The 22,669-nt window shown below is 64.8% G+C and carries 22 protein-coding genes; 17 read left to right on the plus strand and 5 right to left on the minus strand.

What is annotated here, in order from left to right; all coding sequences use genetic code 11:
• Positions 1-4: 4 nt before the first annotated feature.
• Both AC0L2L_RS16200 and pobA read left to right on the plus strand, forming a co-directional pair.
• Positions 5-1,057: a 3-carboxy-cis,cis-muconate cycloisomerase gene (locus AC0L2L_RS16200; RefSeq protein WP_473579586.1), complete on the plus strand. Its 1,053-nt coding sequence runs from the start codon at positions 5-7 to the stop codon at positions 1,055-1,057.
• Complete coding sequence (gene pobA / locus AC0L2L_RS16205) at positions 1,057-2,229, plus strand: 4-hydroxybenzoate 3-monooxygenase (protein ID WP_473579587.1); 1,173 nt, start codon at positions 1,057-1,059, stop codon at positions 2,227-2,229. Before AC0L2L_RS16200 ends, pobA begins: the two co-directional genes overlap by 1 nt.
• 22 nt (positions 2,230-2,251) lie before the next feature.
• Here the strand turns inward: pobA and AC0L2L_RS16210 are convergent, their stop codons facing one another.
• The 4 genes from AC0L2L_RS16210 to AC0L2L_RS16225 form a co-directional block, all read right to left on the minus strand.
• Positions 2,252-2,689 carry a VOC family protein gene (locus tag AC0L2L_RS16210; protein WP_473579588.1) on the minus strand — a complete coding sequence of 146 codons (438 nt, stop codon included), beginning with the start codon at positions 2,687-2,689 and terminating at the stop codon, positions 2,252-2,254.
• Between the two features lie 92 nt (positions 2,690-2,781).
• Positions 2,782-3,987, minus strand: coding sequence for a 3-oxoadipyl-CoA thiolase (pcaF, locus tag AC0L2L_RS16215; protein ID WP_473579589.1), 1,206 nt, complete (start codon positions 3,985-3,987; stop codon positions 2,782-2,784).
• Positions 3,988-4,791 (minus strand): CoA-transferase subunit beta, encoded by an 804-nt coding sequence (locus tag AC0L2L_RS16220; RefSeq protein ID WP_473579590.1) that lies wholly within the window; start codon positions 4,789-4,791, stop codon positions 3,988-3,990.
• Complete coding sequence (locus tag AC0L2L_RS16225) at positions 4,788-5,645, minus strand: CoA transferase subunit A (protein ID WP_473579591.1); 858 nt, start codon at positions 5,643-5,645, stop codon at positions 4,788-4,790. The genes AC0L2L_RS16220 and AC0L2L_RS16225 overlap by 4 nt, the downstream gene beginning before the upstream one ends.
• 92 nt (positions 5,646-5,737) lie before the next feature.
• Here AC0L2L_RS16225 and AC0L2L_RS16230 point away from each other — a divergent pair, with 92 nt between their 5' ends.
• From AC0L2L_RS16230 to AC0L2L_RS16265, 8 genes are all read left to right on the plus strand, one after another.
• Positions 5,738-6,520, plus strand: coding sequence for an IclR family transcriptional regulator domain-containing protein (locus tag AC0L2L_RS16230; RefSeq protein WP_473579592.1), 783 nt, complete (start codon positions 5,738-5,740; stop codon positions 6,518-6,520).
• 93 nt (positions 6,521-6,613) lie between these two features.
• Entirely contained in the window at positions 6,614-7,339 is a 726-nt protein-coding gene (locus tag AC0L2L_RS16235) for a GntR family transcriptional regulator (protein ID WP_473579593.1), read from the plus strand.
• Positions 7,340-7,368: 29 nt separating this feature from the next.
• Positions 7,369-8,388, plus strand: a complete 1,020-nt coding sequence (locus tag AC0L2L_RS16240) for an ADP-ribosylglycohydrolase family protein (RefSeq protein WP_473579594.1) — start codon at positions 7,369-7,371, stop codon at positions 8,386-8,388.
• A complete protein-coding gene (locus AC0L2L_RS16245; RefSeq protein WP_473579595.1) occupies positions 8,385-9,359 on the plus strand; it encodes a PfkB family carbohydrate kinase in 975 nt (324 codons plus the stop codon). The genes AC0L2L_RS16240 and AC0L2L_RS16245 overlap by 4 nt, the downstream gene beginning before the upstream one ends.
• Before the next feature lie 39 nt (positions 9,360-9,398).
• Positions 9,399-10,463: an ABC transporter substrate-binding protein gene (locus AC0L2L_RS16250; protein WP_473579596.1), complete on the plus strand. Its 1,065-nt coding sequence runs from the start codon at positions 9,399-9,401 to the stop codon at positions 10,461-10,463.
• A gap of 28 nt (positions 10,464-10,491) precedes the next feature.
• Positions 10,492-11,361 (plus strand): ABC transporter permease, encoded by an 870-nt coding sequence (locus tag AC0L2L_RS16255; RefSeq protein ID WP_473579597.1) that lies wholly within the window; start codon positions 10,492-10,494, stop codon positions 11,359-11,361.
• A complete protein-coding gene (locus tag AC0L2L_RS16260; protein ID WP_473579598.1) occupies positions 11,361-12,149 on the plus strand; it encodes an ABC transporter permease in 789 nt (262 codons plus the stop codon). Before AC0L2L_RS16255 ends, AC0L2L_RS16260 begins: the two co-directional genes overlap by 1 nt.
• Complete coding sequence (locus tag AC0L2L_RS16265; RefSeq protein ID WP_473579599.1) at positions 12,149-13,213, plus strand: ABC transporter ATP-binding protein; 1,065 nt, start codon at positions 12,149-12,151, stop codon at positions 13,211-13,213. Before AC0L2L_RS16260 ends, AC0L2L_RS16265 begins: the two co-directional genes overlap by 1 nt.
• A 307-nt stretch (positions 13,214-13,520) precedes the next feature.
• On the opposite strand, the gene AC0L2L_RS16270 is transcribed toward AC0L2L_RS16265, so the two are convergent.
• A complete protein-coding gene (locus AC0L2L_RS16270) occupies positions 13,521-14,549 on the minus strand; it encodes a LacI family DNA-binding transcriptional regulator (protein WP_473579600.1) in 1,029 nt (342 codons plus the stop codon).
• 353 nt (positions 14,550-14,902) lie between these two features.
• Between AC0L2L_RS16270 and AC0L2L_RS16275 the strand changes: the two genes are divergently transcribed.
• From AC0L2L_RS16275 to AC0L2L_RS16305, 7 genes are all read left to right on the plus strand, one after another.
• On the plus strand, positions 14,903-16,516 hold the full coding sequence (locus tag AC0L2L_RS16275) for an extracellular solute-binding protein (RefSeq protein WP_473579601.1): 1,614 nt from the start codon (positions 14,903-14,905) through the stop codon (positions 16,514-16,516).
• 81 nt (positions 16,517-16,597) lie between these two features.
• A complete protein-coding gene (locus AC0L2L_RS16280) occupies positions 16,598-17,458 on the plus strand; it encodes a carbohydrate ABC transporter permease (protein ID WP_473579602.1) in 861 nt (286 codons plus the stop codon).
• Positions 17,455-18,414 carry a carbohydrate ABC transporter permease gene (locus AC0L2L_RS16285; protein WP_473579603.1) on the plus strand — a complete coding sequence of 320 codons (960 nt, stop codon included), beginning with the start codon at positions 17,455-17,457 and terminating at the stop codon, positions 18,412-18,414. Before AC0L2L_RS16280 ends, AC0L2L_RS16285 begins: the two co-directional genes overlap by 4 nt.
• Positions 18,411-19,496, plus strand: coding sequence for an ABC transporter ATP-binding protein (locus AC0L2L_RS16290; RefSeq protein WP_473579604.1), 1,086 nt, complete (start codon positions 18,411-18,413; stop codon positions 19,494-19,496). The genes AC0L2L_RS16285 and AC0L2L_RS16290 overlap by 4 nt, the downstream gene beginning before the upstream one ends.
• Before the next feature lie 3 nt (positions 19,497-19,499).
• On the plus strand, positions 19,500-20,570 hold the full coding sequence (locus AC0L2L_RS16295) for an ABC transporter ATP-binding protein (RefSeq protein WP_473579605.1): 1,071 nt from the start codon (positions 19,500-19,502) through the stop codon (positions 20,568-20,570).
• A gap of 35 nt (positions 20,571-20,605) precedes the next feature.
• Complete coding sequence (locus AC0L2L_RS16300) at positions 20,606-21,691, plus strand: Gfo/Idh/MocA family protein (RefSeq protein WP_473579606.1); 1,086 nt, start codon at positions 20,606-20,608, stop codon at positions 21,689-21,691.
• 58 nt (positions 21,692-21,749) lie between these two features.
• Positions 21,750-22,664: a sugar phosphate isomerase/epimerase family protein gene (locus AC0L2L_RS16305; protein ID WP_473579607.1), complete on the plus strand. Its 915-nt coding sequence runs from the start codon at positions 21,750-21,752 to the stop codon at positions 22,662-22,664.
• The last annotated feature ends 5 nt before the right edge of the window (positions 22,665-22,669 follow it).

Genomic DNA, 22,669 nt, shown 5'->3' on the forward strand with positions numbered 1-22,669 from the left:
CGATATGACCGTATCGCCTTTCGATCATCCGCTGCTTTCCGGCCTGCTCGGCGACGAGGAGGCGGCGAGGCATTTTTCGGTGGAAGCCGACATCGATGCGATGCTCACCTTCGAGCGAGCGCTGGCGGAGGCGGAAGCTGAGCGCGGTGTGATCCCGCTAGATGCCGAAGCGGCGATCGTCAAGGCGCTGGCGTCGTTCCGGCCGGACACGGCGAAGCTGCGCGCCGGGGTAACCAAGGATGGCGTCGTGGTGCCGGAGCTGGTGCGCCAGATCAAGGCGATCGTCGACGAGCAGTATCGCGAATTCGTTCATTTCGGCGCCACCAGCCAGGATGCCATCGACACCTCGCTGGTGCTGCGCCTGCGGGAGGCGGTCGAGCATATCGGGCTGCTGCGCAGTGAAAACATCGTGCGTCTCACGGGACTCGAAGAGGAGTTCGGGGGTAGAACGCTGATGGCGATGACGCGCATGCAGCCGGCAATCCCGATCACTGTGGCGGACCGCATCGTGTCCTGGCGCGCGCCGCTAGAACGTCACCAGGAACGTTTGAAAGAGCTCTCCGTCCGGTTGCTGGCGGTGCAGTTCGGCGGTGCGGCCGGCAGGCTGGAAAAGCTCGGCGACAGCGCGGCGGCCGTGCGCGCGGCACTCGCCGCGAAGCTCGGTCTTGCCGACGCGCCGCAATGGCACAGCCAGCGCGATGCCCTTGCCGAGTTCGCCGGCTGGCTGTCGCTCGTCACCGGCAGCCTCGGTAAATTCGGTCAGGATGTCGCGCTGATGGCGCAAGGGGGAACCGACATCGAGCTGTCCGGCGGTGGCGGCTCGTCGGCCATGCCGCACAAGCAGAACCCGGTGAAGGCGGAAGCATTGGTGGCGCTCGCGCGCTTCAATGCCGTCCAACTCGCGGGCATGCATCAGGCGCTGGTGCATGAGCAGGAGCGCTCGGGCGCCGCCTGGACGCTGGAGTGGCTCATCCTGCCGCAGATGGTCGTCGCGACAGCCGGCGCGCTCAGGCTTGCCGCTGAATTGGCCGCGCAGATCGAGAGCCTCGGCCACTGATGCGCACGCAGGTCCTCATCGTTGGGTCAGGTCCGTCCGGCCTGCTGCTCGGCCAACTGCTTGCCACCATCGGTGTCGAGACAATCATCCTCGAACGGTCGAGCCGGGAGCACGTCCTTGGGCGCGTGCGCGCGGGCGTGCTCGAACAGGGTACGGTCGACCTGCTCGGCGAAGCCGGCGCTGCGGACAGGCTGCATGCCCAGGGCCTGCAGCATGCGGGCATCTCGCTCGCCTTCGACGGCCGCGCGCATCGCATCGATATGACCGCGCTCACCGGCGGCAAGCATGTCACCGTCTATGGCCAGACCGAGGTGACGCTCGATCTGATGCAGAAGCGCGAAGCGGCGGGGCTCGTGACCGTTTTCGAAACGTCGAGTGTCGAGTTGCATGATTTCGACGGCGCCTCGCCCTTCGTCACCTACGACAAGGACGGCGCCGCGCGTCGCATCGATTGCGACTTCATCGCCGGCTGCGACGGCTACCACGGCGTCAGCCGCCGATCGGTGCCGGCGGGCGCGCTGAAGACTTTCGAGCGGCAGTATCCGTTCGGCTGGCTGGGCGTGCTGGCCGAGGTGCCGCCGGCCGACCAAGAACTGGTCTATGCCAATCACGAACGCGGCTTTGCGCTGTGCTCGATGCGCTCGCCGCAGCGCAGCCGCTACTATGTGCAGGTTCCCGCCGACGAGCGCGTCGAGGCCTGGTCCGACGACCGCTTCTGGGACGAGCTGCGCCGCCGCTTGCCGCTGCAGACGGCCGCCGCCGTCACCACCGGGCCATCGTTCGAGAAGTCGATCGCGCCGCTGCGCTCCTTCGTCGCCCAGCCGATGCGCTTCGGCCGGCTCTTCCTTGTCGGCGATGCCGCGCATATCGTGCCGCCGACCGGCGCCAAAGGGCTCAACCTCGCTGCCAGCGACGTGCGCTATCTGTTTGCCGGGCTTCGCGAATTCTATCGCGAGAAATCAGACACCGGGCTCGACGCCTATTCGTCAAAGGCGCTGGCGCGGGTCTGGAAAGTGGTGCGCTTTTCCTGGTGGATGACGACGATGCTGCACCGTTTTCCGGAGACGGGCGAGTTCGGCCAGCGCATCCAGGAAGCCGAGCTCGATTACCTCGTGCATTCGAAAGCCGCGTCGACCGCGCTGGCGGAAAATTACGTCGGGCTGCCTTACTAGATTTGGCTATCTGGTCTTGCGCTCAGCTGAGTTCCTGGGCAAGTCCGATGAGGAGCCCTTCAGGCCCGCGGATGTAGCAGAGCCGATATGCGTCTTGATACCGGACGACTTCGCCTACGAGCTGCGCGCCGCGCTTGCGGAGCCGTTCGAGCGTATCGTCGATGTCGTCCACGGTGAACATCACGCGCAGATAGCCTAGCGCATTCACGGGGGCGTTGCGGTGATCCGCGACGACAGGCGGCCTGAGGAAGCGGGACAGCTCGAGCCGGCTGTGGCCGTCCGGCGTGCGCATCATGGCAATCTCGACGTGCTGGTCGCCCAGTCCAGTGACACGTCCGGCCCATTCTCCTTCGATCGTGGCCCGCCCTTCGAGCTCGAGGCCGAGCTCGCGAAAGAAATCGACCGCCTCTGCGAGGTCGTCGACGACAATTCCTACATTGTCCATTCGTTTGAGCGCCATATGCCCAACCTACAAAATGTCGTCCAGTCTAACAACGGACCATTTCCGACTTGGCCTCAATCTCGGCACATCCTGGCGTTCGCCTGTCGATCTCAAACCCGCTCCAGCGCGATGGCGATGCCCTGGCCGACGCCGATGCACATGGTGGCCAAAGCCAGCTTGCCGCCGCGCTCGCGCAGCTCGAGCGCCGCCGTGCCGGTGATGCGCGCGCCCGACATGCCTAGCGGGTGTCCGAGGGCGATGGCGCCGCCGTTGGGGTTAATATGTTCCGCCTTCTCGGAAATTCCGAGTTGGCGCAGCACGGCAATGCCCTGGGAGGCGAAAGCTTCGTTCAATTCGATGACGTCGAATTGCTCGGACACCAGGCCGAGGCGGGCGCAGAGCTTCTTCGTGGCCGGCGCCGGGCCGATGCCCATGATGCGCGGCGCCACACCGGCGACGGCGCCGCCGAGGACGCGGGCGATCGGTGTCAGCCCATGCTTTCTCGCGGCCGCTTCCGAGGCGATGATCAGCGCCGCCGAACCGTCATTGACGCCGGAGGCGTTGCCGGCGGTGACCGTGCCGCCCTGCCGGAACGGGGTCGGCAATTTGGCCAGCGCCTCGACGGTCGTGCCGGCGCGGGGATGCTCGTCCTTCGAGACGATGATTGCATCGCCCTTCTTCTGCGGGATGGTCACCGGCGTGATCTCTTTCGCCAGCCGGCCATTGGCTTGCGCGGCGACGGCCTTGTCCTGGCTGCGCACGGCGAAGGCGTCCTGGTCGGCTCTGCTGACGGAAAAATCCTCGGCGACGTTCTCGCCGGTCTCCGGCATGGAATCGACGCCATACTGCTTCTTCATCAGCGGGTTGACGAAACGCCAGCCGATGGTGGTGTCGTAGATCTCGGCATTGCGCGAGAAAGCGGTGTCGGCCTTCGGCATGACGAAGGGCGCGCGGCTCATCGATTCGACGCCGCCGGCAATCATCAGCTCGGCTTCGCCTGATTTGATGGCGCGCGCGGCGATGGTGACGGCATCCATGCCCGAGCCGCACAGACGATTGACCGTCGAGCCAGGAATATCCTGGGAGAGGCCGGCAAGCAGCAGCGCCATGCGCGCGACGTTGCGGTTGTCCTCGCCGGCCTGGTTGGCGCAGCCATAGACGACGTCGTCGACGGCGGCCCAGTCGACGCCCCGATTGCGCTCCACGAGCGCTCTCAACGGGACGGCGCCGAGATCGTCGGCGCGCACGGAGGACAGCGCGCCGCCAAAGCGACCGATCGGGGTGCGGATGTAATCGCAGATGAAGGCTTCGGTCATTTATGCAGCTTTCCCTTTGGCGGTTCCGGCATGCGCCGCCTTGGTGCGGGCCTGCAGGTCGCGCAATGTCTTCAGCTCGAGTTCCGTCGGCGCCGGCGTCTCGTCAAGAGCCTCCGCGAATTTCACGGCCCAGCCACAGGTCGCTTGCACTTGCTCGCGAGAGACCCCGGGATGCAGCGACACCACGGTGAATTCCTTGGTCACCGGGTCCGGCTTCCAGATGGCGAGGTCGGTGATCAGAAGCGTCGGGCCGGCCGTGTCGATGCCGAGGCGCTTGCGGTGGTCGCCGCCCTCGCCATGGCCGAAGGAGGTGAAGAAGTCGATCTTCTCGACCATGCCGCGCTTCGACTGGGCCATGGTGATGTAGACCTGTCTGGACGAGGTGGCAATTTCCGGCGCGCCGCCGCCGCCGGGCAGCCGCGTCTTGGGATGCGCATAATCGCCAATGACGGTGGTGTTGATGTTGCCGAACTTGTCGAGCTGGGCGGCGCCCAGGAAGCCGATCGAGATGCGGCCGCCCTGCAGCCAGTAGCGGAACATTTCCGGCACCGCGACGGTGGTCACGGCCGTCTCGCACAATTCGCCGTCGCCGATCGACAGCGGCAGGACGTCGGGCGCGGTGCCGATGGTGCCGCTTTCGTAGATCAGCGTGATGTCGGGCGCGTGCGTCAGGCGCGCGACATTGCAGGCGGCCGACGGCGCGCCGATGCCGACGAAACAGACGTCGTCGCTTTTCAAGGCGCGGCTGGCGGCAATCGTCATCATCTCGTTCGGGGTGAAACCCGGATTGTCAGCGTCGCTCATGCGGCTTTCCTCAGATGCTCGACGCGGCCGGCAAAGTCGTCGGCGCTGCTCTCGATGACGTTCTTCTGCATCCATGCCTGGAAGCGGTCGCGGTCGGCGGCGATCTCATCCCATTCGAGATAGGCCGCGTTGTCGCGCTCGTAATAGCCATGCGTGTAGGAGGGGTGCGAGCCGCCCGGAACGACCGAGATCGCCGCGATCGTCCAGCTTGGCAGCACGGTGAGGTTGGGGTGGAGGTCGTCGAAATTGTCGACCACTTCCTCGACCGTCACGACAGCGCGCCTGGCCGCCAGCACGGCCTCCTTCTGGATGCCGATAATGCCCTCGACCAGCACATTGCCTTTGCGGTCCGACTTCTGCGCGTGGATGAAGGTGACGTCCGGGCGGATCGCCGGGACGGCGGCCAGAGCCTCGCCGGTGAACGGGCAAGTGACTGATCTGATATTGGGATTGACCGCGGCAAGACCGGCGCCGCGATAGCCGCGAAACACCGCGCATGGCAGGCCGGCGGCGCCCGCCTCATAGGCATTGGCCATACCGGCGTGGCTGTGCTCTTCCACTTCTATCGATCGCGGAAAACCGTTCTCGATCGCGTCGCGGGCGCGCCTGAGCAGGCCGACGCCCGGGTTGCCGACATAGGAGAAGACGATCTTCTTCGCCATGCCCATGCCGATCATCTGGTCGTAGATCAGGTCGGGCGTCATGCGAATGAGAGTCAGGTCGCGAAAGCCCTGGCGGATCGCCTCATGCGCGGCGGCGGTCGGGATCAGATGGGTAAAGCCCTCGAAGGCGACTGTGTCGCCGTCATGCAGATTCGCCGCGACCGCCCCTTCAAGCGGCAGGAACTTGACCATCTCGAGGCTCCGTAGATCGAAAAAGTTCGCATTGCGAACATATGTTTGATATGCGATACTTTTTAATCTGCCCTGAATTGGGAGTCAACGTCATGGAAGCGGTCGCGGAAGAAGAGGCCGGCTCGCGCGACCATGTCGGTTCGTTGGAGCGCGGCCTGGCGGTGATGGAAATCCTCGCCCGCCATCCGTCCGGCATGACGCTGACCGAGATGGCGGAGGAGGCGGGTCTGACTCGCGCGGGCGCCCGGCGCTTTCTGCTGACGCTGACCACCACCGGCTACGCCACGCAGTCGGGCCGGCTGTTTTCGCTGTCGCCACGTCTTTTGACCGTAGCGCGGACCTGGCTCGGTGGCGCTTCGCTGTGGACCTTCGCGGCGCCAATCATGCGCGAGGTGGCTGGACAATTCGACGAAGCCTGCAATGCGGCGGTGCTGTCGGGCGAGGATGTCGTCTATGTCGCGCGTATTCCAGGACGACGCATCCTGAGCGTGGCGCTCGATATCGGCACGAGGCTGCCGGCCTACTGCACATCGATGGGACGGGTGCTGCTTTCCGGCCTGGCGGCGGATGAGTTGAAGACCTTCCTTGCCGAGGCGGTAATCGAACGGCGCACCCCGAAGACGATCACCGGCCGCGCCGCGCTCGGCAAGGCCATCGACAAGGCGAGGGCGGACGGCTTTGCCATCGTCGACGAAGAACTGGAGCTCGGCCTGCGCTCGATCGCGGTGCCGATCGTCGATCGCGCCGGCCGCACCGTCGCCGCCATCAACGTCTCGACGCAGTCGGCGCGGTTCTCGGTCGAGGCGATGGAGCGTGACATCCTGCCGGTGCTGCGGAAGGCCAAGCAGCGCGTCGAGGAATTCTTCCTCGTTTAACGCCCGCTCGATCGTCAGGCGCAAGGCCGTTGACGCTTCATTTCAGATACATTAATGAACAGGACTATACAGGTTCATTGAACAGGTATCGATATGACCCGTCGCGCAATGCAGCTTACTCCCGGCACGGGCAAGCCCGAGCAGATCGCGACGGTTCTGGAGCATGAGATACGCTCCGGTCTGCTCGGCTTCGGTGACCGCCTGCAGAGCGAAAACGAGCTCGTCCAGCGCTTCTCCGTCAGCCGCAACACAGTCCGCAAGGGGCTCGAGGAACTGTCGAGCCGGGGGCTCATCACCACCAGGGTCGGCATCGGCTCCTTCGTGACCTTCGACGGCAAGCCGGTCGATGATGCGATCGGCTGGTCGCGCGCGCTTGCCAATGCGGGCGCCAATGCCGAGACCCGCACGTTGCGGCTCGAGATCATCGAGGACGCGGAGCTGGCGGCCAGGCTCGGGGTCGAGAGTTCGTCCTTCATCGCCGTCGACCGCGCCCGCACCAATGCCGACGACGGCCACGCCATCTCGATCGAGCGCAGCCGCCTGCCGCTGTCACCCGAGTTGGAGGACATACCGCTGCGCGGCTTGCGCGAAGGCACGCTTCACCAGACGCTGCGCGGAGCAGGGCTTGTTCCCGACCACGGCGAAGAATGGGTCGACATCGAGATGCTGAGCGCCGCCGATGCCGCGATCCTCGGCTGCGCCCCTGGCACGCCGTTCCTGCGCACGCGCCGCCTGACGCGCGCCGCCGACGGCCGCGCCATCGAATTCGTCACCAGCCTGCTCAACCCAGCGCATTTCGCGCTGCATCTGGAGTTCTGAGCGTGGTCGGGAAGGCGAGCGGTCGAACAATGGGCGATAGGGCGATGGGCGCGCTGATCGGCGGGGCGCTAGGCGACGCGCTGGGCATGCCGACGCAGCTTCTGTCGCCGGCCCGCATCGCAGAGCTTTACGGCCACGTCGAGGATTTCGTCGCGCCTGCCGTTGATCACCCGGTGTCGAAGGGGCTGCCGGCCGGCGCGATCACCGACGACACCGAGCAGGCGCTGCTACTCGGCCGCATCCTCGTGGACTCCGGAGAGCGTTTCGATCATGCGCGCTGGGTCAACGCGCTGCTCGACTGGGAGCGCGACGTCAAGGCACGCGGCAGCTACGACCTGCTGGGACCGTCGACCAAGCGTGCCATCGACGCCATCAACAGCGGCGTGCCGGCCGAGGAGGCCGGGCGTGGCGGCGACACCAATGGCGCGGCGATGCGCATCGCGCCGGTTGGCATCATGATGCCGCCGGAGCCGCTCGCAGCACTTGTCGCCAAAGTGGCGGAAACCTGCCGGGCCACGCACAACACCTCGATAGCCATCGCATCGGCCGCCGCGGTCGCCGCCGCGGTCAGTCTCGGTGTCTCGGGTGGCGACTGGCGGGCCGCATCCGGCCACGCGGTCGCTGCGGCACGACTTGGCGCCGCGCTCGGCCATTGGGTGACCGGTGGCGACATTGCCGCGCGCATTGTCTGGGCGCAGGAGCTCGTTCGCGGCAAGGCCGAAAAAGAAGCGATCAAGCTGATCGTCGACCTGGTCGGTACCGGCGTCGCCAGCCAGGAATCGGTGCCGGCGGCATTCGCCGTGCTGGAGGTTGCGCAAGGCGATGCATGGCGGGCCGCCGTCATTGCGGCCAATCTCGGCGGCGACACCGACACGATCGGCGCCATCGCCGCCGGCATGGCCGGCGCCTGTTCAGGTCTGTCGTGCCTGCCACAGAACCGCATCGCGAGGCTGCAGGGCATAGACCTCGCCGAGGTTCGCGCGCTGGCTGCTGATCTGGTCGCGGCACGAAACGCAAAGGCTGGCTCCGGCAGGGAGGACGCCGCATGAGTGGGCGGCTCGTCCATGTCGGCAGCGCTGTGGTCGACTATGTCTACCGTATCGATGCCTTGCCGGCGGCCGGCACGGAAAAAACCGCGACAGCTTATGCGCGGATCGCCGGCGGCGGCTTCAACATGATGGTCGCCGCAGGCCGCACCGGCATGAAGGTGGTGTTCGGCGGCCAACTCGGCACCGGGCCGGACGGCGACTTCCTGCGCGCCGCTTTGGCGACCGAAGGAATCGAGACGCTGACCCCGCCATCGCCTTTGATGGACAGCGGCAACTGCGTCGCCATGATCAGCAGCGACGCCGAACGCACCTTCGTCTCCTGGCCGGGCGCCGAAAGCCGGCTCACGCCGGACATGATGGCGCCTGTCCAAGTCGTTGCGGGGGACTGGGTTTTCGCCTCGGGCTACACGCTGAGCTACTCTGGCAGCCGTGATGTGCTCGCCGCCTGGATCGAGGCGCTGCCGGCCGACATTCCTTTCGTCTTCGACCCGACGCCGGTGATCGCCGACATTCCGCGGCCGATCCTGGACAGGGTGCTGGCGCGCACGACCTGGCTGAGCTGCAACACAAACGAGGCCGCCGAAATCGCCGGCGCGGGCGATGCCCAGACCGTCGCTATCCGTTTGCTTGCCGAGCATTGCCCCAAGGCCGAAGGCGTCGTCATCCGCGCCGGCGCGCGCGGCTGCCTTGTGCGCATTGCCGATGGCGGCACCCGCGCGGTGCCCGGTTTCGACGTCGAAGCCGTCGACACGAACGGGGCCGGCGACACGCATATCGGTGCCTTCGTCAGCGGCCTTTCGCGCGGTCTGCGCCCTTGCGACGCGGCACGCTACGCCAATGCGGCTGCCGCGCTTTCGGTCACCCGCCATGGCGGGTCCTCGGCGCCGACCGACGCGGAAATCCAGGAATTCCTGAGCCGGCACGGCCAAGCAACGACCGCGCATGGCCGGGAGGAAGCGACTGCGACTTAACAAGCCCATCAACCGGGCAAACAATGAGAGGAAGAAAACATGCGCATGCCCAGACTGACCGCTTTCCTGGCGGCGACCGCCGTCTTCGTCTCAGCATTCACGCTGGCAGCACAAGCAGCCGAGGAAGTGCATGTGCTCAACTGGAAGGGCTACGGCGCCGACGAGCCTTGGGCGATCGCCAATTTCGAGAAGGCGACCGGCTTCAAGGTGGTCAACGACTTCTTCAACTCCGAGCAGGAGATGCTGACCAAGATCCGCACCAATCCCGGCCTCTACGACGTCGTCATGATCAATGCCGCCTTCAACGACCAGGCGATGGCCGGCAAGCTGATCCAGCCGATCGATGTCTCGAAGCTCTCCAACTATGCCGACATCGCCAAGGACAAGGCCGGCTCGCCGATGCTCAACCATGACGGCAAGGTCTATGGCGTGCCGTGGGTGTGGGGTCTGACGGCGCTGGCCATCAACGACAAGTCGTTCGACAAGCCGCCGACGAGCATCGCCGAGATGTGGGACCCGGCGCATAAGGGCCGCGTCATCATCCGTGACGACGCCGTCGAGGCGGTGCAGTTCGGCGCGCTGGCTTCGGGGCAGAACATCAACGACATCAAGGACATGGATGCGGTCAAGGCGAAGCTCACCTCGCTGATGCCGCAGATCAAGACCTTCTGGAGCTCGGAGAACGACTGGAACCAGATGGTCGCCTCCAACCAGATCGATATCGGTACCTATTGGAGCGGCTCGGCCGATCGCGCCAAGACGCATTTCAAGCTGCCGGTCTCGCTGGTCATCCCGCAGGAAGGTTCCGTCGCCTGGCTCGACGCCTTCTCGATCCCCGTCGGTTCCAAGAACGTCGCCGGCGCCGAGGCCTTCATCAACTACATGATCGACCCGAAGTTCTATGTCGAATGGGTCACCAAGGTGGGCGCGCCGGTTTCGGCCAATATCAAGGCGGTCGATGCGCTGCCGGAGGATGCCTTCAACCGCAAGGTCATGGGCAGCCCCGAGGTCGCCAAGCGCATCCAGTTCCAGGCGCCGATCACCGACGAGCAGCGCGAGAAGTATCTTGCGCTGTGGCAGGAGTTGAAGGTCAACGTGAAGTAGCAGGTGTCTTCGGGAGGAGAGGCAAAAAATGGCTGACCAGCTTGCGGTCGCTTCGCGGCGCGGACTACGGCCGGCCATGCCGCTTCTCCTTCCCGCCTATCTGTGGCTGACGGTGGCGATCTTCCTGCCGCTGTCGGCCATGGTCTTTTTCTCCTTCATGACCGACCTGCCGCTGGCCGGGAAAGAATGGGCCTTCACGCTTGGCAATTACGCTGCTTTCTTCTCGCAGAGCCTCTACTCGACACTCCTGTTTGCCTCATTGCGGCTTGGCCTCGAGGTCACGCTGTGGTGCGTCGTCGTCGGCTATCCGGCGGCCTATGTGCTGGCCAAGGTGCTCAAAGGGCGCAGCCGCGAGGCGATCTTCCTGCTCGTCATCCTGCCCTTCTGGTCGAACGGACTGGTGCGCATCTTCTCCTGGGCCATGGTGCTGCGCGAAGGCGGCATCCTCGACACCGCGCTCAACGCCGTGCTGCCGTTCAAGATCAACATCGACCTGATGTATTCCTATCCGGCCGTCATCATCGGCCTGGTGCACTCCTATGTGCCCTACATGGTGCTGACCTGCTATCTCACGCTGCAGGCGATCGACGACTCGCTGATCGAGGCCGGCCGCTCGCTCGGCGCATCGCGGCGGCAGGTTTTGTGGCGGGTGATCATCCCGCTGTCGATGCCGGGTCTGGTCGCCGGTTCCGCGCTGATCTTCGTGCCGGTCGTCGGCTCCTTCATGGAGCCGCGCATCCTCGGTGGCCGCACCGGCACTTTCTACGGCACCGTCATCGAGGACCAGTTCGTCGCCGTCTTCAACTGGCCGCTGGGTGCTGCGCTCTCCTTCATCCTGCTCGCCGTCGTGCTGATCATCCTGGCGCTGGCTGCACCGGTCCTGCGGAGGGCCGGCTGATGTCGACGACGCGCATCCTCGAATGGCTCGGCCGCTTCTACGTCGTGCTGCTGCTCGGCTTCCTCTATCTGCCGATCATCATCATGGCGGCGATGTCCTTCAACGCTTCGCCCTTCTACCAGCTGCCGTTCGAGTGGACGACGGAGTGGTATGCTTCGCTCTGGCAGAACGACCAGCTGATCGCGGCGACCTGGAACAGCATCGAGATCGCCGTCATCACCACGATCATCTCGACGGTGCTGGGCTCGATGGCGTCGCTGGCGCTCTACCGCTACGAATTCCGCGGCAAGAAGTTCCTGCAGGCGCTGCTCTTCCCGCCGATCGCCATTCCGTGGCTGATCACGGGCACGGCGATGCTGATCTTCTTCTTCGGCGTCGGCATCGGACGCGGGCTTGTCGCCATCCTGCTCGGCCATGTCGCGCTGGCGCTGCCTTATGTGATCGTCGTCGTCTCCGCCCGGCTGCAGACCTTCGCGCCGGAGCTGGAAGAAGCGGCGCGCTCGCTCGGCGCCAACCAGTGGCAGGTGACCATGCGTGTGACCTTGCCCTGGATCATGCCCGGCGTGATCGCCGGCGGGCTGTTCGCCTTCGCCGTGTCGTTCGACCAGTTCGTCGTCTCGTATTTCCTGTCGACGCCCGGCCAGACGACGCTGCCGGTCGAAATCTATGCCGCGATCCGCAAGGGCTTCACGCCCGAGATCAACGCGGTGTCGACGATCATCATCGTGGTGTCGATGGCGCTGATGCTGCTCACGGCGCGCTTCTTCAAATTCGGCGGAGAGAAATAATGGCAGGCGTCCAGGTCGTGAACGTCTCCCGCAGCTTCGGCGCGCACAAGGCGCTGGACGACGTGTCGATCGATTTCGCCGATGGTGGCTTCTACGGGTTGCTCGGACCGTCCGGCAGCGGCAAGACCACTCTGCTCCGGCAGATCGCAGGCTTCGATTTTCCGGACGCCGGCCGGATCGCCATCGGCGGCGAAAGCGTCGAGCGCGTGCCGGTCGAAAAGCGCCGCATCGGCATGGTGTTCCAGAACTACGCGCTGTTCCCGAACATGAGCGTGGCCGACAATGTCGCCTTCGGCCTGTCGGTGCGCGGCGAGCCGAAGGCGACGATCGCCACGGAAGTGCAGCGCGCGCTCGAACTCGTCCAGCTTGGCAAGCTCGGCGCCCGCCGGCCGCATCAGCTCTCCGGCGGTCAGCGCCAGCGCGTGGCGCTCGCGCGCGCTATCGTCACCAAGCCGCGCGTGCTTCTGCTCGACGAGCCGCTCGGCGCGCTCGACAAGGCGCTGCGCGTCGATATGCAGATCGAGCTGAAGCGCATCCAGCGCGAGATCGGCATCACCACCATCTTCGTCACCCACGACCAGGAAGAGGCGCTGACGATGAGCGACCGCATCGGCATATTGCGCGACGGCAGACTGGTGCAGGAAGGGCCGCCGGAGGAGATCTACGACCGGCCGCAAAGCGAATTCGCTGCGACCTTCCTCGGCGACGCCAACATCTTTCGCGGCGACGCGACCGGCTTCGGGATCAGGCTGCAGGATGGCACGACGATCAATGCCGCCTCCGGTGCATCGGTACCGGCCGGCGCCAAGGCGAGCTGCGCCGTTCGGCCGGAGCGCATCAAGATTTCGACCGGCGCGGCAAAGCCCGGTTCAGCCAATGCCAACACACTCAAAGGGCAGGTCTCGAAACGCATCTTCGCTGGCAACAACAGCACCTATTTCGTCGATCGCGATGGGCAGACGCTGAAGGTAATCGTGCAGAACACCGGCGCCGGGCGGCTTGCCGAAGGCCAGGATGTGACGTTGCGCTGGTCTCCGGAGAGCACGGTGTTGATCGCCGCCTGAGCTAGTTCCCTGGCACAGAAATTTTGACCGGTCGGCTATGGCCCCGTTGGCAGGTCGCATACCTTGGAGATCTGGCCGAAACGCCTACCCCGTCGTCATCCACGGGCGGAGCGGGAGCGAAGCGGACGCGGAGACCCGAGGATCCATTCCGTTACCCTGGAGCGCTGCTGCGGCGCAGAATTCTGCTCCGCTGCACTCTTCGATCAGGGTCACGGAATGGATCCCAGGGTCTCCGCGACGCCGCTTCGCGGCTGCTCCGCCCGGGGATGACGAGGTTCGGGAGGCTTCAGCCACACCAGGGAGAAGCTCAAATCTCCGGGATGCTCTCCCTAAAAATCACCTGCAGCCGCGGCTGGTGGAGCTCGTAAGAAAGTCCCCTGACCGAATGGGACAGGATGTTGAGCGCCTCTCTGGCCTCGACACGCGGGTTCTGGTCGATCACGGCGTCGAGCGTGCCGTCGAGCAGGAGTTCCTTCGTGCCATCCGTCACCTCATGGCCGAGGAAGATGATCTCCTTCGCGCGTCCGCGCTCCCTCAGCGCGCGAGCTATGCCGGTGTTGCCGGCACCGACATTGTAGATGGCGGCGAGATCGGGGTGGCGATCGAGCAGCGCGGAGGCTTCCGAATAGGCCTTCTCGCGGTCGTCCAGCATTTCGCGCATCTCGACGATCTCGAGGTTGGGGGATTCCTCGGCGAGGATGTGGCGAAAACCCATCTCGCGCTCCTCATGGCCGCGATAGGCGAGCGAGCCGGCGAACAGCGCGACCTTGCCCGGCCGGCCGGCGCCCATGAAGCGATTGAGAAGATAGCCGGCAAGCCGCCCGGCGGCGCGGTTGTCGATGCCGATATAGGCGACCCTGGGCACATGCAGGATGTCGGAGGCGATGGTGACGACCTTGATGTCGCTGGCCGACAGCGAGCGGATCGCCTCGCGCACCGTCGGGTGGTCGAGCGCGATGACGCCGACGCCTTGCGTCTGGCCATGCAGGTCTTGCAGCAGGCGGGCGAGCCGGTCGGGGTTGAAACCTTCGATGGTCGTCACGCGGACATCCAGATCGGGCCGCGTCAACGCCTGCGCCTCGATATGCCGGTGCAGCAGCTTGATGAAGGAGTTGGTGCCGGCGGGCAACGCAAAGTCGAGCCTGATCGTCTGGCCCGGAACGGCCCGCTGCTGCGCGCCGTTGGGCGTTTCGGCGATGTAGCCCAGGCGTTGCGCCATCTCGATGACGATCTCGCGCGTGCGGGCCCGCACACCGGGCCGGTTGTTGAGCACGCGGTCGACCGTGGCCGGAGAAACGCCGGCTTCCCGGGCTATGTCTGTCAGGGTTGACCGCACGTCGAGCACCTCATCGCAAGCATCAAAATCACGCAGCTTCCAATCCCGTTTCGGAAAACCGCTCAGCCGCAGCAGCGATTCTGATGTGAAATGATGTAACCGCCCTTGGCCCGCACGCAAGCCGGCGCGTTACATAGGGCAAAGAAGGTCGGGGAAAGTCGGCCGGATCGACGCAAAAGTCCCTCAAATCCAAGCAATGGGTGCGACGTGGGAAGCTCGGTGAACTGCATTCTCTCCCTCATTTGCGATCTTATGACGTGTTTTGAGTATTTATGATGTTGACAGGCTTCACACACTGTCGTCAATATCCCTCACGAGGGCCATGGAGGAACAGGCCCCGAGGGAGGAATTCGATGTCTCAATTGATCCGCATGTCGCGGCGCCGCCTGCTGGCGTCCGGAGGAAAAGCCGCGGTGTTCGTTGCCGCGACTGGTATTGCACCGCAGTTCATTCGTCCCGGCCGCGCCTTCGCGGCGGATGCGCTGGCGCCCGGCATGATCGGCGGGCCGACCGGCTTCGACGGCGCCGAGCGCTACCAGTATGGCCCCGACACGCCGGAAGGGCGCGCTATCGAGGCGGCCAAGGCCTTGAAGGCGGCCGGCAAGGCGCCGGCAAAGATCGTCCTCGGCCTGTCCGACGGTTCGATCGGCCAGTTGACCAAGCCTTTCCCGGCCGGCGCGCCTTCGATCAAGGACCTGTGGGAGAAGGAAACCGGCATCCAGATCGAGATCGTCGGCCTGCCGAACGGCCAGGAATTCACCAAGACGATGCAGGACATCTCCACCAAGGGTGGGGCCTACGACATCTACTCGACCGAGTGGAACCGCCTCGGCGATCTCGCCGAAACCGGCGGCATCGCCAAGCTCGACGACTTCGTCGCAAAGCACAGACCGGAATGGGACGATCCGAAGCAGGGTTATGTCAACGGCGCCAAGGGCGTTTCGCTGCTCAACCAGTATCGCGGTTCGACCTACGGCGTGTCGCTGGACGGCGACTTCCAGACCTGGGTCTACCGCACGGACCTGTTCGGCGACGCTGCCGAGCAAAAGGCCTTCAAGGACAAATACGGCTACGACCTGGCTCCGCCGAAGACCTGGAAGCAGCACGGCGACGTCGCGGCCTTCTTCCAGCGGCCGGACAAGGGCCTGTTCGGCTCCACTGACCTGCGCAACCAGGGCTGGGGCTACACCAACTGGTACCAGCGCTATGTCTCGATGGCGTCGCCCAACCAGTTCCTATTCGGCGACGACGGCAAGCCGCTGATCAATTCCGAGCAAGGCATCGCGGCGACGAAGGAATACATCGATTCCCTGGCGCATCATTCGCCGGACGCGATCTCGTGGGGCTGGCCGGAGCAGTATGGCAATTTCGCCAAGGGCGGTGCGGCGATGACCTGCGCCTTCTCCAACCTGCCGAAATTCCTCGACAATGCCGGCAACAAGGATTCCGCCGTCACCGGCAAGATCGGCTCAATGCTGCCGCCGGGACGCGAGGTCGACGGCAAGCTGATCAGCCGCTCCGTTCTGTGGTTCTCGCTGACCGGCATGGTGTCGTCGCAGTCGAAGAATCCGGAAGCCGCTTACCTTCTGCTGCAGTGGCTCGGCTCGGCCCGGATCTATGCCTGGATGAGTGCCAATCCCGGCGGCTATCTCGATCCGTTCCGGCTCTCGGACTTTGCTGATCCGCTGGTCCGCCAGACCTACCATGCCTACCACATGGACGTGGTGCGCGAGACGGTGGCGCGCACGGTGCCGACGATCAACTATCCCGGCGCCACCGCCTTCCACAACGCGCTCGACGAGAACCTCATGGCCTCCCTGACCAAGGCCAAGACGCCCGAGCAGGCGATGGCCGACACCGAGCGCGAGTGGAAGAAGATCGCGCGGCGCATCGGCGAAGACAAGCTCAACGAAGCCATCAAGACCAACAAGGAGGCCTGGCCGACCGTTCTCGATCCGATCAGCTGATCCGTCTCCCTGGATCAGAAAAGGAGGGGAGGGGCGACTGCTCCTCCCCTTCGCCAGCAGCGCCACCAGCAAAGCAGTCAGATGAAGCGTTCCGTTCCCTTCGAGATATTCCGCTACGCCGCGATCCTCGCGGCGATGGCGGTGACGCTGGTGCCGATCCTGTGGATGGTGTCGATGGCCTTCAAGCCGATCGGCGAGTGGTCGGCGACCGGCGCCGACCTGACCTGGTGGCCGAAGCATCCGACGCTTGCCAATTTCCAGTTCGTCTTCGGCCACTCCGCCAACGACCTGATCGTCGCGCTTGACCACACGGCGCTGAAGCCGATCCTGTCGTCGCTGCTTTCGGCGGTGTTCGGGACCGCCATCGCCATGTCTGCGGGCACCGCGGCGGCCTATGGCCTGTCGCGTTTCGGTTCCGGCCAGAACCTGCCGCTGGCGCTGATCCAGCTCAGGCTGTTTCCGCCGATGGCCGTGATGATCCCGGTGATGATCATGTGGGCTTTCCTCAATCTCAACGACACATGGTGGGGGCTGGCGCTGATCTACGGCATCGTCACGCTGCCTTTCGCCTTCTGGCTGATGAAGACCTTCTTCGACGACATGCCGCGCGAGATCGAGGAGGCGGCACTCGTCGAGGGCTGTTCGCGGCTGCGCGTCTTCACCCGCATCACCTTGCCGATGATGCGCGCGCCGCTGGCAAGTGCTGCGCTCTTCGTGTTCATCCTCAACTGGTCGGATTATCTGATCGCGCTGCTGCTGACCACGCGCGAATGGGTGACGATCCCCGTCTACATGGCGTCGCTGTCGTCCTCGATGACCGGGCAGCTCTATGGCGCCAAGGCGGCGCTCGGCCTGATCGCGGCGGTGCCGCCGGTCATCATGGGCATCGCCATCCAGCGCCACCTGGTGCGCGGGCTGACCTTCGGAGCGCTCAAGCAATGAGCGCGGTGACGGCGACGATTTCGGAGGACAAGATGGGCGCCGCGCGCAGCAAGCCGGCCCTGCGGGACGAGGGGGCGCGGCTGGGCTTCCGCCTGACCTTGCCTGCGCAGATCCTGGTGCTGTTCATCTCGGCCTTTCCGCTTTTGATGCAGCTCTACATCAGCGTCACCGACTGGTCGCCGCTTTCCGGCCTCGGCTGGTGGAACGCCTGGGAGATGTGGAACAGTTTCGCCAACTACACCGACCTTGCGGCCGATACCCGGTTCTGGAGCGCGCTGCAGCGCACGGCGATCGTCATGCTGGTCTGCGTGCCGGCGGAGTTCCTGCTCGGCCTGGCGCTGGCGACGCTGTTCGCAGACGATTTTCCCGGCAAGCGCATCTTCTATTCGATCCTGCTGATGCCGATGATGGTGGTGCCCGCGGTCGCCGGCTACATGTTCTTCATGCTGTTCCAGTCCGGTGGCCCGGTGAACGACATCCTGTCCACCATCACAGGTACACGCGTCACCATTGCCTGGCTGTCGGACCCGACGCTGGCGTTGATCGCAGTGATGGTCGCCGATATCTGGCAGTGGACGCCGCTGATGTTCCTCATCCTGCTTGCCGGCCTGGTCGGCGTGCCGGAGGACCAGATCAAGGCGGCGACCTTGCTCGGCGCCAATCCGTGGCAGCGTTTCGTCACCATCGTGCTGCCGAAGATGAAGACGATCATCATCATCGCGCTGGCGATAAGGGTGATCGAGAACTTCAAGATATTCGACACGCTCTACATCATGACCGGCGGCGGCCCGGGCGTCGCCACCGAGACGATCTCCGTCTACATCTACAAGGTCACTACACAGGACCTGATCTGGGGCTATGTGGCTGCCATCGCGCTCGCCATCCTGATCGTGCTTTCGATCGTCGCGGTCTACGCCATGAAGCGCATGGCGAAGACCCGGGAGATGCCGGCATGAGCGCGATCCATCTTCAAAACCTGGTCAAAAAGTTCGGCGACTTCACCGCGCTGAAGACGATGGATCTCGAAATCGCCGACGGCGAGTTCATGGCGCTGCTCGGGCCTTCAGGCTGCGGGAAGTCGACAACGATGAACATGATCGCCGGCATGGAGGAGCCGACCGGCGGAAAGATCCTGTTCGGCGAGCGCGACATGGCGGGTGTGCCGATGGGACGGCGCGGCGTCGGCTTCGTCTTCCAGAACTATGCGATCTTCACCCATATGACGGTGCGGCAGAATCTTGCCTACGGACCGAAGATGCGCGGCGCTGCCAAGGCCGAGATCGACCGCCGCGTTGGCTCCATTGCCGAGATGCTGCAGCTTTCGCCACTGCTCGACCGCAAGGCGGACCGGCTCTCGGTCAACATCCTGCAGCGCGTGGCGATCGGCCGTTCGGCGATCATGGAGCCGGCGATCTTCCTGCTGGACGAGCCTTTGTCCAATGTCGATGCGGCCTTCCGGGCGGTGATGCGCACCGAGCTCAAGCAGCTGCAGCGCCAGTTCAGGCAGACGATGGTCTATGTCACGCACGATCAGCTCGAAGCGATGACCATGGCCGACCGCATCGCGGTTATGGACCATGGCGTGCTGCAGCAGGTCGGCACGCCGCTTGAAGTCTACAACAATCCGGCCAATGTCTTCGTTGCCCGCTTCATCGGCGCGCCGGGCATGAATCTTCTCAAGGGGAGGCCTGCCGAAAGCGATCGCGGGCTGGTCATCGATCTCGGACCGCTCGGCGTCACGCCGCCCTTACCGGAAATGCTCGCTCCTGCGGTGAGGGCGGCGCGCGGCGAGGTGCTCTACGGCTTCCGTCCGGAACAGGTGGCGCTTGCCGAGCGCGGGCTTTCGATGCCGGTGAGCTTCGTCGAGCGGATCGGCGCGCGCACCATCGTCCATCTGGGCGAAGGCGGGAGCGCGGTGAAGGCGGTGTTCGAGAACGATGTCGGGCTGTCGATCGGGCAGACGGCGATCGTCGCGCCGCCGGCTTCGTCGGTGCGCGTCTTCGAGGCCGCCACCGGCCTCGCAGTGAAGGCGGGCTGAGACATGGCCGATATCGTTTTCCGCAACGTCACCAAGCGCTATGGCGCAACACTTGCCGTCGACGATGCTTCCTTTACCGTCAACGATAACGAGTTCTTCTGCTTCTTCGGCCCGCCATTGTCCGGCAAGTCGACGATCCTGCGCCTGGTGCTCGGATTGGAAATACCGGATCAGGGCGAGATACTGATCGGCGGCAAGCCGGTCACCAGCGTCTCGCCGGCCGAGCGCAACGTCGCCATGGTGTTCCAGAACTTGGCGCTGTTTCCGCATATGAGCGCTCGAGACAATGTCCGCTTCCCGCTGGTCGAGCGGAAGGTCGCGGAAGCCGAGATCGAAAAGCGCCTCGCCGACGTCGCGGCCAAGCTGCACATCGGCCACATCCTGCACAAGCCGCCGGCGCAGCTCTCCGGCGGCGAGCGGCAGCGCGTGGCGATCGCGCGCGCCCTGGTCCGCGATCCGGCCGCCTATCTGATGGACGATCCGATCTCGGCGCTCGATGCCAGGCTGCGCGAGGAGACGCGCGTCGAGCTGAAGCGCATCCAGCGCGAGCTCGGCAAGACGCTGATCTATGTCACGCACGACCAGGAAGAGGCGATGTCGGTCGCCGACCGGATGGCCATCCTGGAGAACGGCCGCATCCGCCAGATCGGCGCGCCGGCGGAGATCTACGACCGTCCGGCAAGCGCCTATGTGGCGCGCATGCTCGGCTCGCCGATGATCAACATCCTGCCGTCGGTGCGAGGCGCAGGCGGGATCGAAGCGGCCGAAGGCGCAATCCGCATTGCCGATGCCAAGGCGCCGGCCGAGGCGATCGAGATCGGGCTACGGCCGGAAGACATCAAGGTCAGGCCTTGGACTGACGGCGAGATAGCGGGAGGGGGCAAGGGCCGCCCGGCGCGGGTGTTCGAGGTCGAGCCGCTCGGCGGCTATACCGTGGTGACTTTAGAAGCCGGGCAGGCGCGGCTCAGGGCACTGCTTCGTGGGCAGCCTGACATCAGGCCGGATGCGATGGTGGCGATATCCTGCGAGCCGGGTCGCGTGCATTACTTCGGCCAGGATGGAGGCGCGCTGTGACCGTGGCCGCAAGGACAGAATTTCGGGAGGAAGAGATGGCAAGCAGAGGCTTCGAGCCGGACGTCAAGGTTCGCACCAGGGATTACAAAATCGGCTGCGTCGGCGCCGGCATGATCATGGCTGAGTGCCATCTCGCGGCCTACAAGGAGGCCGGCTTTCCGGTGGTGACTATCGCCTCGCGCACCAAGGCGAATGCCCAGAAGGTCGCCACCCGCTGGGGCATACCGACGGTGCACGACACGCCGGAACAGCTGATCGAAGATCCCAACGTCGACATCATCGACCTGGCCTTTCCGCCGGACCAGCAGCCGGCGCTGATCCGCCACGCGCTGAAGCAGAAGCACATCAAGGCGATCCTGGCGCAGAAGCCACTGGCGCTGTCGGTGGAGGAAGCCGTCAAGCTGCGCGACGAGGCAGCCAAGTCCGGCAAGATCCTCTCGGTCAACCAGAACATGCGCTACGACCAGTCGATGCGTGTGCTCAAGCAGATCATCGACAGCGGCGCGCTCGGCGACATCGTCTTCGCGCAGATCGACATGCACGCGATCCCGCACTGGCAGACTTTCCTCGAAGGCTACGACCGGCTGACGCTCGCCAATATGAGCGTGCATCACCTCGACGTGCTGCGCTTCCTGTTCGGCGACCCTGACGAGATCACGACGCTGACGCGCAAGGACCCGCGCACGCGCTTCGACCATTCCGACGGCATCACGGTGTCGACGCTGCGCTTCCCGTCGGGCGTGCTCGCGGTCTCGCTGGAGGATGTGTGGTCCGGTCCGCGCCAGGAAGGTTATCGCGACGACCAGCACATCAACTGGCGTGTCGACGGCACCAAGGGTGTCGCCAAGGGCACGATCGGTTGGCCCACGGGCGCGGCCTCGACGCTGACCTATGCCTCGGCCGAGACGACCGGCGGCGAATGGGTGAGCCCAAGCTGGGAGACGATGTGGTTCCCGCATGCCTTCATCGGCGTGATGGAGCAGCTCCAGCATGCCGTGAAGACCGGCGCGCCGCCCGCGCTTTCCGTCGCCGACAACGTCAAGACCATGGCGCTGGTCGAGGCGGGCTACCGCTCGATGGCATCGGGCCGCACGGTCAAGCTCTCCGAGATCGCGATCTGACCATTGGCAGCCAAAACAACCTAATCAACTGAATCGCTTACAGGGAGGAATTCACATCATGATGCAGGCAGGTATTTTCACGGGCTATTTTCCGTACGGCCTCGAAGAGACGGCGCAAAAGATCCGCGGTCTCGGTTTCAACACGGTGCAGCTCGACCTGCACTTCAAGGACGTCGATCTCTCGGCGGGCCAGATCACCAAGGATAAGGCGAAGGAGGTGCGCGACACCTTCCGCGACCACAATCTGCCGGTCTGCTGCGTTTCGGGCTACACGAACATCATCCATCCGGACAAGGCCGAGCGCGAGAAGCGCGTCGGCTATCTCAAGGAGATCATCCGCAACGCGCGTCATTTCGGCTCGCCTTACGTGATCTCGGAGACCGGCACCTACAACACCGAGTCCGACTGGGTGCATCACCCGAAGAACAAGACCGAGGAAGGCTTTGAAGAATGCCGCAAGGTGATCGCCGACCTTGCCCAGACGGCTTACGACCACGGCGCGGTCTTCCTGCTCGAGACCTATGTCAACAATGTCGTCGGCTCGGTCGAAGAGACGGTGAAGATGTTCGCGCAGGTCGATCATCCCGGCCTCGGCCTGCTGATGGATCCGACCAACTATTTCGAGACCCACAACATCGACCGCATGGACCAGATCCTGAACCAGGTCTTTGACACGCTGACTGACAAGATCAAAATTGCGCACGCCAAGGACGTCAAGCGCTCCGGCGGCGACAAGTCCGAGAAGCACGCCGATATCGGCGACGAGGATGCGCTGGAGAGCCACACTTTCCGCGGCGTCGGCGAGATCGAGCTGCCGGCGCCCGGCCTCGGCTCGCTGAACTACGACCTCTACCTCCAGCGGCTGGCTGAGAAGCACCCGAACATCCCGGTCATCATCGAGCATCTGTCGGAAGACGACGTGCCGCGCGCCAAGAAGTTCCTCGACGGGAAGTTCCGCGCCAACGGCCTGTGACGGCT

Source organism: Mesorhizobium sp. WSM4832, assembly GCF_055811115.1.

Excerpts from the sequence above, each read along its gene's own strand:
- AC0L2L_RS16200 (WP_473579586.1), top strand. The coding sequence starts at position 5 with ATGACCGTATCGCCTTTCGATCATCCGCTGCTTTCCGGCCTGCTCGGC.
- pobA (WP_473579587.1), top strand. The coding sequence starts at position 1,057 with ATGCGCACGCAGGTCCTCATCGTTGGGTCAGGTCCGTCCGGCCTGCTG.
- AC0L2L_RS16210 (WP_473579588.1), bottom strand. The coding sequence starts at position 2,689 with ATGGCGCTCAAACGAATGGACAATGTAGGAATTGTCGTCGACGACCTC.
- pcaF (WP_473579589.1), bottom strand. The coding sequence starts at position 3,987 with ATGACCGAAGCCTTCATCTGCGATTACATCCGCACCCCGATCGGTCGC.
- AC0L2L_RS16220 (WP_473579590.1), bottom strand. The coding sequence starts at position 4,791 with ATGAGCGACGCTGACAATCCGGGTTTCACCCCGAACGAGATGATGACG.
- AC0L2L_RS16225 (WP_473579591.1), bottom strand. The coding sequence starts at position 5,645 with ATGGTCAAGTTCCTGCCGCTTGAAGGGGCGGTCGCGGCGAATCTGCAT.
- AC0L2L_RS16230 (WP_473579592.1), top strand. The coding sequence starts at position 5,738 with ATGGAAGCGGTCGCGGAAGAAGAGGCCGGCTCGCGCGACCATGTCGGT.
- AC0L2L_RS16235 (WP_473579593.1), top strand. The coding sequence starts at position 6,614 with ATGACCCGTCGCGCAATGCAGCTTACTCCCGGCACGGGCAAGCCCGAG.
- AC0L2L_RS16240 (WP_473579594.1), top strand. The coding sequence starts at position 7,369 with ATGGGCGATAGGGCGATGGGCGCGCTGATCGGCGGGGCGCTAGGCGAC.
- AC0L2L_RS16245 (WP_473579595.1), top strand. The coding sequence starts at position 8,385 with ATGAGTGGGCGGCTCGTCCATGTCGGCAGCGCTGTGGTCGACTATGTC.
- AC0L2L_RS16250 (WP_473579596.1), top strand. The coding sequence starts at position 9,399 with ATGCGCATGCCCAGACTGACCGCTTTCCTGGCGGCGACCGCCGTCTTC.
- AC0L2L_RS16255 (WP_473579597.1), top strand. The coding sequence starts at position 10,492 with ATGGCTGACCAGCTTGCGGTCGCTTCGCGGCGCGGACTACGGCCGGCC.
- AC0L2L_RS16260 (WP_473579598.1), top strand. The coding sequence starts at position 11,361 with ATGTCGACGACGCGCATCCTCGAATGGCTCGGCCGCTTCTACGTCGTG.
- AC0L2L_RS16265 (WP_473579599.1), top strand. The coding sequence starts at position 12,149 with ATGGCAGGCGTCCAGGTCGTGAACGTCTCCCGCAGCTTCGGCGCGCAC.
- AC0L2L_RS16275 (WP_473579601.1), top strand. The coding sequence starts at position 14,903 with ATGTCTCAATTGATCCGCATGTCGCGGCGCCGCCTGCTGGCGTCCGGA.
- AC0L2L_RS16280 (WP_473579602.1), top strand. The coding sequence starts at position 16,598 with ATGAAGCGTTCCGTTCCCTTCGAGATATTCCGCTACGCCGCGATCCTC.
- AC0L2L_RS16285 (WP_473579603.1), top strand. The coding sequence starts at position 17,455 with ATGAGCGCGGTGACGGCGACGATTTCGGAGGACAAGATGGGCGCCGCG.
- AC0L2L_RS16290 (WP_473579604.1), top strand. The coding sequence starts at position 18,411 with ATGAGCGCGATCCATCTTCAAAACCTGGTCAAAAAGTTCGGCGACTTC.
- AC0L2L_RS16295 (WP_473579605.1), top strand. The coding sequence starts at position 19,500 with ATGGCCGATATCGTTTTCCGCAACGTCACCAAGCGCTATGGCGCAACA.
- AC0L2L_RS16300 (WP_473579606.1), top strand. The coding sequence starts at position 20,606 with ATGGCAAGCAGAGGCTTCGAGCCGGACGTCAAGGTTCGCACCAGGGAT.
- AC0L2L_RS16305 (WP_473579607.1), top strand. The coding sequence starts at position 21,750 with ATGATGCAGGCAGGTATTTTCACGGGCTATTTTCCGTACGGCCTCGAA.